The sequence below is a fragment of the Rheinheimera aquimaris genome, from assembly GCF_020531985.1.
GTDB classification, from domain to species: domain Bacteria; phylum Pseudomonadota; class Gammaproteobacteria; order Enterobacterales; family Alteromonadaceae; genus Alishewanella; species Alishewanella aquimaris.
Map to the genome: position 1 here is coordinate 283533 of NZ_JAJAVQ010000004.1, position 10956 is coordinate 294488.

The following is a 10956-nucleotide window of genomic DNA, read 5'->3' on the forward strand; positions in this document are numbered from 1 at the left end:
TATTAACATGTCGAACGGAAATAATTGGTTTTCCAAACTGATCGTTTTTTCATCCGGGCTTTATTTTGGTGTGGCTTGCGGGGTTGCAGCAGCAGATTTGACTATACCAGATGTACCACTGCAAACAGGTAGTGATGTGCCGGTAAACTTAATGTTCGTGCTGGACGACTCGGGTTCAATGGCCAGAAGCTACTTGCCTGATGGCATCAAGGGCGTCTGCGCAGATGGGTCAGATACGTCGAAACGAGCTCTCGGTAGGTCACCTGATTATAACAAAGCGTATTTCAATCCTGCGGAAACATATGTTGTGCCACCGCAAGCTAATGGAAATCCTTTTAGCACACCAACTTTTACTTCGGCATGGAAGGATGGTTACGCGAAGAGTGGATCGGTTAATTTAAAAACGAGCTTCAGAGCGACTTGGGAAAACTCGAGTGACTACTGTGGTTCTTCAGGTGAAGCTGATTACTATTTATATGATAAAACGCAATGTACGAGTAACGACCCGGAAGACTACCGGTGTTATAAGCGCTACAAAGTAGCCGACCAAAGTACAACAATTCAGAATAACTTCGCCATCTGGTATAGCTATTATCGAGACAGAAAAATGGCCGCAAGGGCCGGTATCGGTCGGGCATTTTCAACCTTGCCAGAATCGATGCGGGTTGGCTATGGGGCGATTAACAACAATCCGGTTAAGAGGGGGGTTCTGGCTTTTGCTGGAACACCAAGGTCAAACTTTTTTACTTGGTTGTATGGTGAAGGTGCCAGCGGTTCTACCCCACTACGTGGCGCCTTAAAAAAAGTTGGTGATTATTATAAAACAGATGAGCCCTATCTGACTGTGCCGACTGACGATAATAGTGGCTTGGTATCTTGCCGGCAGAACTTTGCAATATTGATGAGTGATGGTGGCTGGAATGAGTCAACTTCGCCTGGTGTAGGTAATAGTGATGGCGACGGCTACTCTAATACACTGGCTGATGTGGCTTATGAATATTGGAAAAAAGATTTAAGAGCTGATTTAAAAGATAATGTCCCTACGCCAACCGCCAGTGATGCGGACTGGCAGCATATGGTGACTTACACAGTTGGTCTGGGTGTTGAAGGTGACTTGGTATACAACACTGTTAAAAACTGGGAGCCAAATGCTTCCGGATGGACCAATCCCGGATGTAGTACCTGCGCAGATGATCCTGGTAAGGTCGACGATTTTATTCATGCTGCGGTAAACGGCAAAGGCGGCTTTTTCAGTGCCAAAAGTCCTACAGAATTTGCTACTGAGCTGACCGACACCCTGAAAAATCTGCAGCTAAGAACGGCTTCTGCAACGAACCTATCTGCTACTACCACTTCTTTGCAAGAAGATAATAGTGTGTTTCAGGCATCTTTTAATACCAAAAGCTGGACTGGCGATTTAGTCAGTAGGGACGTTGATGACTTAACCAAGGTGCAGTGGAGCGCGAACTTTCCGGTTTGGAACACGCGTAAGATCTATACCTCAAGAAATAATACGATGATTCCTTTTGCATGGGCGCAGTTAAACGGTTCGGAGCAAACCGTATTAGGTAGTGCTGATGTCGTAGACTATTTACGTGGAAACCGGAGTAAGGAAAAAACGACTGCTAACCCAGCAGGAATATTCCGCGAGAGGGTTTCGTTACTCGGTGATATCGCTCACTCATCTCCGCTGTATGTGGCTGCACCACAAAATCGTAATTATCAGCGGTATAACTGGACAGGTGCGTCAAGTTATGTGAAGTTTCTGAGCGATCATAAAAACAGGGCGCCCGTTATTTATATAGGCGCAAATGATGGCATGCTGCATGGCTTCAACGCTGATGCTGGCAGCGCCACGAAAGGCCAGGAAACTTTCGCTTATGTTCCGCGTAAGTTTGTCTCTTCAGGTTCTAAGTTAGCGACCTTCGCCAGTCTGGATTACGAACATAAGTTTTTTGTTGATGGCTCTCCTACTGTTAACGATGTATATATCAATGGTGCCTGGCGCAGTGTATTGATAACGACTTTAGGTCGAGGGGGCAATAGCATTATAGCGCTGGATGTGACAAATCCTGCTGATGTTAAACTACTATGGGATTTGACTGTACCGGAAATTGGCCTTGTGACGTCAAAACCTGTTATTACCAGATTGAACGGTGATCGGTGGGCTGCAGTTTTACCTTATGGTTACAACAACAGTACCGGGAAAAATGGCTTGCTGGTAATTGATATTGAAAAAGCTGCCTCTGAACCAGTAGTTAAAATAGAAACTCCAGCGTCATCGAATGGGCTAGGTCAGATTGAAGGATGGGACGCAAATGGTAACGGCAACACAGATTGGTTTTTTGCCGGTGATCTGAACGGCAATATCTGGAAGTTTGATCTGTCAGGAGCTTCAACATCGTCTTGGAAAGTTGATTATGGTAATACTCCGTTATTTATCGCGAAAGATAAATCTGGTAAAGCACAGCCGATTACAGGTGGATTAACACTAAGCAGTCACCCTGAAACAGCTCAGTTGTGGGTATTCTTCGGTACCGGTAAGTTCCTCGAAAGCGGTGATAGCATCAATTCAGATACCCAAAGTTGGTATGGAATTACCGACGGCAGTTTGATAGGTTCCCGCTCTCAACTAGTAGACCGAACAATGACGAATGTCAGCTACACGAATCCCGATACTGGAGAGGTGCGTGAAGGTAGAAGTGTTCCTATCGCTGGTGTAAATGATTTGAATGGTAAGCGTGGCTGGGTAATGGATCTGGTTGATGACCGTGAGCGGATAACATCAAAACCAAGGTTGGTAGGCTCAAATCTTGTTATGAATACCATTATCCCAGATGTAGACCTGTGTAACCCACTTGGCGACGGCTGGATTATGGCGATAGACCCATTCTCTGGTGGGCGGCTTAAATATCATTTCTTTGACTTATCGCGAGATGATAAGTTTGAAGATTCAGACGCATTGCCAGAGAACGTTGCTGCGAGCGGTGTTAAATTCCAAGGTATGCCTGGTGAACCTGTGTTTGTTGGTGACGAGATGCTGGTTGGCGACTCAAGGGTAGCAATTGACAAAGGGCGCGTTAATTTGCAGATAAAACGAGGGCGTTTGTCTTGGCGTGAGGTAATTAATCAATGAGTTTCATATCTAATAGAAAAAATGGATTTACCTTGGTTGAACTTATGATTGCGGTGGCTATAGTTGGTATCCTTGCCGCGATAGCGTTGCCGTCTTATCAGGCGTATGTGATCAGGTCGAATCGGGCCGCAGCAGCTGCTTGTCTGAACGAATTCGCGCAATTTATGGAGCGTAACTACACCCAGAATATGCGTTATAACCCTGCAGGTTTTGCACTGCCACAGTTGCAATGCGCGGAGCAACTGTCGGCAAGGTACCAATTTAGCTCGGTTGATGCAGCGCTAGGGCAGCGCACCTATACTTTACAAGCAGTGCCAACAACTCTCCAGCAGGACGACTGTGGCACTTTGACATTGAATCAAGCCGGACGAAAAGGTGCTAATGGTGGTTTTGACGCGGCAGTAGTGCGGCAATGTTGGTGATTTTTTAAATCCAAATTTGATTTATTGAAATAATGTTGTAACTTTAAGGTTAATTTTAACCTTTGGCATACGGATATGCGGTTACAACATGGATTTAGCTTAGTCGAAGTACTGGTTACTTTACTGATTTTAAAAGTTGGCTTACTTGGTGTCTTAGCTGCGCAGACATTTAGCTTACGCCAGTTGCAGGACGCCATTCAGCGTACTCAGGCCATAGCATTGAGCCATGGCTTGTTTAGTGAGGTTCGTGCTAATCCGCGTTTGGCAGTGATGCTAGGGCCACAAATAACCCGTCAATCTGAACTTCCTTCTGATCCCACATGTAATTTTGACCATGCCTGTACAGCCGAACAAGTTGCAGCTTCCCAACTGAATAGTTGGGCGCATAGCCTGCAAACATCAGCTGGCGCCAGTTTGCTTAACCCGGCTTTTTGTCTGCAACAACAAGCCGGGGCTTTATTGCTTGCGGTAAGTTGGCAGCAACGCGGCGTGATCTCTGCGGCTGTGACGGGTTGTGAAGCCGCAACAGGGCGCAGTGCTTTTGTCATCCTGGGCGGTGGGCAATAAGCATGAAGCACCACAGTGGGTTTACGTTAACCGAGCTAATGATAGCAATGTTGCTGGGCCTTTTATTGATGAGCATGGCAGTAACTGCCTTTAGTGTAGCCAGTCGCTCTGCCCGTCAAGCAAACCAACTGGCAGAGTTGCAGCAAAATGCGCAATTAGTCATGACGTTATTTCAAAATGAATTGGCGAATGTTGGCTTTTGGGGAGGGCGCTCAGATCCCTTAGCTGCGCTTGCTTTCCCTGTGCCAGCCGCACCGGCCGGAGATTGTGTTGAGCAACTGCTGGACAGTGGCAGCTTTCCTCAGCCAGCGCAGGATTTTGTCACTTTGTACGCGCAGACAACCGGTGCCGGGCGTCAACTGAACTGTATTTCCAACCCGCTACCGCAGACAGAATTATTGCAGCTAAAACGTCTTGTCGGGGCAAAGACTGAGCCGGGCGAGATGCGGCAGAACAGGTTTTATCTGGAAACAGACTGGCAGCACAGCAGATTCGTAGACGGCGGCAGCCCCATGCTGAACGAGCGTTATGGATATTTTCCCTATCAGCATCTGGTGTTCTATTTGCAGCAGCAACGGGTCGATGGCGCGACTATACCTGTATTGATGCGTAAACGGCTGACAAGAAACCAGGCCGGGAATGCGGTGATCAGTACTGATTCAGTGCTGGATGGCGTTGAGCGCATGCACTTTGAATTTGGCATAGATAGCGATTTTGATGGCAAGCTGAATTTTAACCTTGCAACCAGGCAAATGCCTGCAGAGTTGTGGTCGCAGCGCTCCGGCAGAATCGTGAGCCTTAAGTATCATATACTGTTGCGTGCCCGCGACCCCGATCAGCACTATGTTAATCAGCAGCGCTATGACATGGGGATTGAGCAGTTTGTGGCGCCTGGTGACCATTACCGGCGACTACTTATCAGCAGCAGTGTTTATTTTAATAATGCAGCGCTGTAGGAGCACAATATGACGCAGATGAAGGGGATGGTGCTGGTATTGGCACTGGTGTTTTTACTTGTCATGACATTACTGGTAACGGCCAGTTTGCTGATCAGCCAGCTCAGCTATAAAGCGGCTTTGGCGGGGCAGCAACAACTAAAGGTCTCTCAGCAAGCATTACAGCAACACTTCACTCAGGCTAACGCGCTGGCTGATGATAACGCCGAACCAACAGAGGTTATGGCGGACTGCCCGGCTCAGTATGCGGGTTGGTCTGCCGGCGCTTTGCGCTGTGAAGTATTTTATCTCAGCACTGATACGTATTCTGACAATCGCCAATTTTACGCGGGTTACAGCAGTATTATGCTGAAACAGCATTTGGCCGTGCAGGATAATTAATATGACACTGTCCAGATTGATTGCGGTTATCACCCTGTTGTTGCCGGGTATCAGTATTGGCTGTGACTTAAACGAACCGGGGCCGGTCGCGGCAACGTTGCCCTCATTGGCTGACGCGCAAAGTACCCGGCAAGTGCTGCTGAGTAATAATGTTGAGCTTCAGGTACCTGATGCAGATGGTGTGTTAAAAATGCACAGTGCCGAAAGCTTTGCATTACTTGGGCAGATATCAGAGTGGCCAACTTTTTCTGGTCAAATCAGCAGTATAAAAGCGCAGCCAGTGCTGTTAGACCTGGATTACGACGGGATTACGGATGCAGTCTATGTCGTCGATGTCAGTGGATTACTATGGTTTATCAGATTGAACCGCAGTGGTTTTTCTGAGCCAGTGCTGCTGGCTGATTTCAGCGAGACAGAGGCGGTGTTCCGCCAACCTTTGCAGCTGGTGCAAGTTTTGGCGCCTGATGGTTTGGGCGCCATGCGGCGGCACACCATGCTGTTAGTTACCGGGTCTGCTGCGCAAGGCGATATTCTGCTGGCGGTTAAGCATACTGAACAACGGGACACGCCCTGGCAAGTGACTGATTTAACTGACAGAACTGAGCTGGATGCTGATGAACCACGCTATGGCATAGCAGAGCAGCTATGGCAGCAAATTCAACAAGGTGGCGGTTGGTACGTAAAGCTTAATCAGCGGGTCATCGCTAAACCAGAAGTTTATGCTGGCGTAGTGTACCTTACCGGCGCTCAGCCTACTGCCGTCGGTGCAGACTGCTCTTTGACCGATGATGCGCAAAGCCAGTTGCACGCTTTTCATCTTCATCATGCAGGCCTGGTCTATAGCAGGCGTAACAGAGATATAACTCAACAGGAGCGGGGCAGTTTGATTTTAACTGAGAATGAGCAGGGAAGCCTGGTTCTTAGTCTGCAGCATGCCACACAACAGCAAACGCTACTCACTGAGCTGTTGGCTATTGATGCCAGCTGTGCTGATTGTGTAACAGCTGTTTATCATCAGCCCTTCCCACGTATTCTCAGACTGGCTACTTTTCAGGCTGAGCAGGATGCCCATTAAATGTTATTTGCGAAGAAATATGCCGGTTTTAGTCTGATCGAGTTGCTGGTAAGCCTTGCCATATTAGGCATTCTCGCTGCCATATGCTATCCGTCTTATCAGCAACATGTATTGCGAAGTTATCGTTCGCAAGCCATTACTCAGTTGTTTCAGCTTGCTAACGCACAGGAGCAGTATCTGGCTGATTATGGTAATTATGCTGCAGATTTGCAGGCACTTGGTTTACCTGCAGCTGGGCTGCGGTATAGGTTTGAGTTGACATTGACCGACAGTCGTCAGGGATATCTGTTGGCGGCGCAGGCACAAGGTTCACAGCGGGCGGATGCAGATTGTTTACTGTTTACTCTAAACCACATCGGGCAGCGAAATGCCGGACAGCCGCAAAGTCTGCACTGCTGGGAGTAGTCATTCAGGGCAGGGTGAGGCAATCTTATTTAACCTGTTTCGACCAGCCTGATTTACTGTAAGGGTATAATGCCATTTCGCATCTTCTTTTCCACAATAGATAAAAGTGCCATTCTCAAAACCATTCAAACTGCCATCCCGGCGAAATGTAATAGCATCGCGGTTGAATTTTAATTTGTGGGCAGTGCTGACGGAAGGCAACTCTTTGAGTAACTGCGTGCTGGCATCAGGATACTGCAATGTCAGCTGCACCGGGGCACTGTGCCATTGATCTGAACACGCTCCGTCAGCCATCGGGCAGACCCTTACTGGTAAGTTGCTGCTTGTGGCTGCAACGCGGGCATAAGCCAAATGTTGACTAAATTGACGGACATAGGCACTGGCACGTTGTTGGTCAATAAAAGCAGACATAGCCGGTACTGCAGTGGTGGCAAAAATAACCAGTATCGCCAGCGTCACCATTAATTCTGGAAAGCTGAAACCCTGTGATGATGTTGATGGCATACTATGCTTCCTGCAGAAAGGCTCCGACAAAAAGCATAGTTTATTTTAATTAAATGTAACTTTTATTTTAAATATAATTGTGGTTAATCGTAAATAGTGGGAATGGCCTGGCGCTTGTGCTGCGTTTTCAGATAAATGCCAATCAACTTATCACTAACTTCACTTTCTACCAGTTTACCCTCAAGAAAATCGTCTATTTGCTCGTAAGTCAGACCAAGTGCTGCTTCATCAGCTTTCTGTGGCGCCATACATTCTAAATCGGCTGTCGGGGTTTTTCCGACCAATACTTCAGGAGCACCAAGGGTTTTGCCAATCAACCGTACCTGACGTTTACTTAAACCAAACAATGGCGCCATGTCGCAGGCTCCATCCCCCCATTTAGTGTAAAAGCCAGTGATATTCTCAGCTGAATGATCAGTGCCCAATACCAAACCGCCGGTTAATGCGGCAATATGGTACTGAATAACCATGCGGGTACGGGCTTTAACATTGCCCTTAGCAAAATCAGCCTGAGCGTCAGATGCGGTGGCTAATCCCTGTGCCGCCATAGCACTCCAGGTTGCCTGATGAATTGCATCTGCGCCGGGCTGTACATTGACAGATAGCGCTTTAGAGGGGCGGATAAAATCGACTGCCTGTTGTGCTTCCGCCTCGTCTTTTTGGGTAGCATAAGGCAAGCGCACAGCGATAAACTGATAGTCCGCAGAAGTATGGTTTAACTCTTCGACAGCCAGTTGAGCTAAACGACCACACGTTGTCGAATCGATCCCGCCGCTGATGCCAAGCACAAGCGTTTTGAGGCCTGAAGCTGTCAGCCGTTGTTTAATAAAGTCTATGCGGCGGCGAATTTCGAACTGTGGGTCTATCTGCGGCAATACCCGCATTTCGGCGATAATCTGTGCTGCGTTCATCCTGTTTGGGCCTCTGCTGAAAATACAGGCCTATCTTACCGTGCTATACCCGTATCAGATCAAGTGATTGTTGGCGATTAACAGCTGAACAGTGCTTAGCCTTGTATTATACTGCAGCTTACTGCGCTGCTTAACAGACGGATATTACAATGAAAAAGATTGAAGCCATCATTAAACCTTTTAAGCTGGACGATGTGCGTGAAGCGCTTGCTGATATTAGTATCACCGGCATGACTGTGACTGAAGTAAAAGGCTTTGGCCGCCAAAAAGGCCACACAGAGCTTTACCGTGGTGCAGAGTATATGGTGGATTTTTTGCCGAAAGTGAAGTTGGAGATTGTGGTACCCGATGAACAGACAGAGCGTTGTATCGAAGCCATTATCAAGACGGCACAAACCGGCCGCATTGGCGACGGTAAGATTTTTGTGTTTGACGTTGAAAGGGTGATCCGTATCCGCACTGGCGAAGAAGATGAAGATGCGATATAACAGGTTAATAATTAATTAACAGAAAACGTTAAGGTTATGATTATTCTGCGGTCTTTGTTAGTTGTGTTCAGCGCCCCGCTATTGCTCACGGCCTGTGCAGTAAAACCTTCGGCTCCGTCCCGGGTAGAAGTGTCTGTACCTTACTCAGCAGCTATGGCTGATGCATCGGTTCAGGTTCCCTCTCTTGACGATATATTTGGCCTTACAGCACAGCAGCAAGCTGAATTCCTGCAGTATTTTAATTCGGCTGAAATGCAGGGCATACCGGGGCATCGCAGAGTATTTAAGTTTCTGGCGCAGTACTCTGCGGGCTTTAATTATCTGGGGAAAAATTACACTGCGCGGGAAGCTTATGCCAATAAAAGCGGTAACTGCATCTCTCTGGCGGTTCTGACCAAAGCCTTAGCGGATATAGCAGGGGTGCAAGCAGAATTTCAGACTATTATATCGGCGCCGGTTTTCAGCATGAAAAATGATTATATGCTGTCGTCAGATCATGTCCGCACTTTTCTGTACGATCCTGACTTTGTTCCTGAAAAGGGGGTTATTTACTTTGTTAAGCCGGCTATCATTGTCGATTATCTGCCTTCGTCGGGTGATCTAACCGGCCCCCGTATTTCGCAGCAGACGTTTATCGCTATGTTTTACCGCAATCTGGCAGCTGACTCGGTATTAGCAAAAAAGTATGATCAGGCGCTGGCTTTATTAAATGCCGCCCTTAAATATGATGCCCAGTACAGTAGCGTGATTAATCTGGTAGCGGTAGTACACCGGCGCATGCGACAGCCGGAGCTGGCTGAACAGTTTTATCAGTATGGCCTCAGTGTTGCGACAAATAAAGCAACACTGCTAAGCAACTACGCTTTACTAAAGCTAAGTACCGGGGACACTCTTCAGGCTGATGCAATGCTGCAATCGCTGCGTGAATCAGAAGAATACGATCCTTATCTGTGGTACTTAATGGGACAAACCGCAACAAAGCAGAAACAATATTCGCAAGCGGTAGCTTATTTTTCTAAAGCAGTCAGGCAGGCGCCTGATCTTCATCAGCTGCATTTAGAGCTGGCTGCCGCTCTATATCGTAATCATCAGCTTGATAAAGCTGGTGAAGTACTTGCTGCCGCTGCAGCGCTGGCGCCGACAGAGAGCACTCGCCAGCGTTATGATGCTAAGTTGCAGGCACTGAAGTTATATCAAAGCAGGCATTAAGGTGATACGCCGGTTCTGCTGTGTATTGTTATTTGTTGTACAGAATGCCTCAGGTCAATTATTGGAAGATATCCGCCAACTCAGCAGTGCAGACATGCAAGGCCGGGAAACGGGTTCTGCCGGTGCTGAAATGGCCCGGCACTTTATCAATCAGCGCTATCAGTCCTTAGGGCTTTCTTCGTTTAATGGGGGTTACCAGCAAGCCTTTTTATATGCCGGCTGGCAGGAAAAAACAGGCGTTAATATGCTGGCTTACCGGCAAGGATGCCGCTATCCGCAGCAGTACATTGTAGTCAGTGCACACTATGATCACCTCGGAAAAACAGGGCATAAAATATTCTTTGGCGCAGATGACAATGCGTCCGGGGTTGCAGCGCTGCTTGAACTTGCTGCCAGATTGTCAGAAGTGTGCCCGGCTTATTCCTATATTTTCCTGGCAACAGATGCTGAAGAAAATGGCCTCTACGGCAGCAAAGCTTTTGTGGCCAACCCGCCGGTTGAGCTAAGTAGCATCGTATTAAACCTGAACCTTGATATGATTGGGCGTGCTGGTAAGCGCGGCAGGCTGTATCTGACAGGGGCTAAGCGGTATCCTGCTTTAATGTCGCTGTTGGGCACTGAGTTTGGTAAGGTACAGTTTCTGTCTCACAGCGGACCGCCACGTACTATCCGCAGCAATACGCGCTATGACTGGCCAGAAGCCAGCGATCATGGCCCTTTTCACCGTGCTGGCATCCGCTATTTATTTTTTGGCGGTCACGAGCATCCTGATTACCATACCCCTGAAGACACCTGGCAAAAAATAGACCCTGATTTTCTGGCGATGGCCATGCAGGCCATCTGGCGCACTGCGCAATGGCTGGAACAACAGCCGCCAGCTGCTCTAAAAAGCCAGTAGTCAT

The 10956-nt window shown here is 47.8% G+C and carries 12 protein-coding genes; 10 read left to right on the forward strand and 2 right to left on the reverse strand.

Annotated elements, in window-relative coordinates; all coding sequences use genetic code 11:
• Positions 1-7 precede the first annotated feature (7 nt).
• The 7 genes from LHL18_RS13860 (at position 8) to LHL18_RS13890 (ending at position 6942) form a co-directional block, all read left to right on the forward strand.
• Entirely contained in the window at positions 8-3136 is a 3129-nt protein-coding gene (locus LHL18_RS13860) for a pilus assembly protein (RefSeq protein ID WP_226767502.1), read from the forward strand.
• Entirely contained in the window at positions 3133-3558 is a 426-nt protein-coding gene (locus LHL18_RS13865; RefSeq protein WP_134057477.1) for a type IV pilin protein, read from the forward strand. Before LHL18_RS13860 ends, LHL18_RS13865 begins: the two co-directional genes overlap by 4 nt.
• Before the next feature lie 75 nt (positions 3559-3633).
• The gene (gene pilV / locus LHL18_RS13870; protein WP_226767503.1) at positions 3634-4125 is read left to right on the forward strand and encodes a type IV pilus modification protein PilV; all 492 of its coding nucleotides are present in this window, start codon (positions 3634-3636) and stop codon (positions 4123-4125) included.
• 2 nt (positions 4126-4127) lie between these two features.
• Positions 4128-5081: a PilW family protein gene (locus tag LHL18_RS13875; protein WP_226767504.1), complete on the forward strand. Its 954-nt coding sequence runs from the start codon at positions 4128-4130 to the stop codon at positions 5079-5081.
• Between the two features lie 9 nt (positions 5082-5090).
• Positions 5091-5462 (forward strand): hypothetical protein, encoded by a 372-nt coding sequence (locus LHL18_RS13880; protein WP_226767505.1) that lies wholly within the window; start codon positions 5091-5093, stop codon positions 5460-5462.
• Position 5463: 1 nt separating this feature from the next.
• Positions 5464-6537: a hypothetical protein gene (locus LHL18_RS13885; protein ID WP_226767506.1), complete on the forward strand. Its 1074-nt coding sequence runs from the start codon at positions 5464-5466 to the stop codon at positions 6535-6537.
• Positions 6538-6942, forward strand: coding sequence for a type IV pilin protein (locus LHL18_RS13890; protein ID WP_134057467.1), 405 nt, complete (start codon positions 6538-6540; stop codon positions 6940-6942). It abuts the gene before it with no gap.
• Here the strand turns inward: LHL18_RS13890 and LHL18_RS13895 are convergent, their stop codons facing one another.
• Together LHL18_RS13895 and nadE are read right to left on the reverse strand one after the other, a co-directional pair.
• Entirely contained in the window at positions 6943-7446 is a 504-nt protein-coding gene (locus LHL18_RS13895; RefSeq protein ID WP_134057464.1) for a GspH/FimT family pseudopilin, read from the reverse strand.
• An 83-nt stretch (positions 7447-7529) separates the two neighbouring features.
• Positions 7530-8357 (reverse strand): ammonia-dependent NAD(+) synthetase, encoded by an 828-nt coding sequence (gene nadE / locus LHL18_RS13900; RefSeq protein ID WP_226767507.1) that lies wholly within the window; start codon positions 8355-8357, stop codon positions 7530-7532.
• 149 nt (positions 8358-8506) lie between these two features.
• Here nadE and glnB point away from each other — a divergent pair, with 149 nt between their 5' ends.
• From glnB to LHL18_RS13915, 3 genes are read left to right on the forward strand one after another with little or no spacing between them, the layout of a single operon-like run.
• Positions 8507-8845, forward strand: coding sequence for a nitrogen regulatory protein P-II (glnB, locus tag LHL18_RS13905; protein ID WP_226767508.1), 339 nt, complete (start codon positions 8507-8509; stop codon positions 8843-8845).
• A 36-nt stretch (positions 8846-8881) separates the two neighbouring features.
• Complete coding sequence (locus tag LHL18_RS13910) at positions 8882-10054, forward strand: tetratricopeptide repeat protein (RefSeq protein WP_226767509.1); 1173 nt, start codon at positions 8882-8884, stop codon at positions 10052-10054.
• 25 nt (positions 10055-10079) lie between these two features.
• Positions 10080-10952, forward strand: coding sequence for a M28 family peptidase (locus LHL18_RS13915; RefSeq protein ID WP_226767510.1), 873 nt, complete (start codon positions 10080-10082; stop codon positions 10950-10952).
• The last annotated feature ends 4 nt before the right edge of the window (positions 10953-10956 follow it).

Coding starts and splice junctions, on each gene's coding strand:
- LHL18_RS13895 (WP_134057464.1), bottom strand. CDS start 7,446: ATGCCATCAACATCATCACAGGGTTTCAGCTTTCCAGAATTAATGGTG.
- nadE (WP_226767507.1), bottom strand. CDS start 8,357: ATGAACGCAGCACAGATTATCGCCGAAATGCGGGTATTGCCGCAGATA.
- LHL18_RS13885 (WP_226767506.1), top strand. CDS start 5,464: ATGACACTGTCCAGATTGATTGCGGTTATCACCCTGTTGTTGCCGGGT.
- pilV (WP_226767503.1), top strand. CDS start 3,634: ATGCGGTTACAACATGGATTTAGCTTAGTCGAAGTACTGGTTACTTTA.
- LHL18_RS13860 (WP_226767502.1), top strand. CDS start 8: ATGTCGAACGGAAATAATTGGTTTTCCAAACTGATCGTTTTTTCATCC.
- LHL18_RS13865 (WP_134057477.1), top strand. CDS start 3,133: ATGAGTTTCATATCTAATAGAAAAAATGGATTTACCTTGGTTGAACTT.
- LHL18_RS13910 (WP_226767509.1), top strand. CDS start 8,882: ATGATTATTCTGCGGTCTTTGTTAGTTGTGTTCAGCGCCCCGCTATTG.
- LHL18_RS13880 (WP_226767505.1), top strand. CDS start 5,091: ATGACGCAGATGAAGGGGATGGTGCTGGTATTGGCACTGGTGTTTTTA.
- LHL18_RS13890 (WP_134057467.1), top strand. CDS start 6,538: ATGTTATTTGCGAAGAAATATGCCGGTTTTAGTCTGATCGAGTTGCTG.
- glnB (WP_226767508.1), top strand. CDS start 8,507: ATGAAAAAGATTGAAGCCATCATTAAACCTTTTAAGCTGGACGATGTG.
- LHL18_RS13875 (WP_226767504.1), top strand. CDS start 4,128: ATGAAGCACCACAGTGGGTTTACGTTAACCGAGCTAATGATAGCAATG.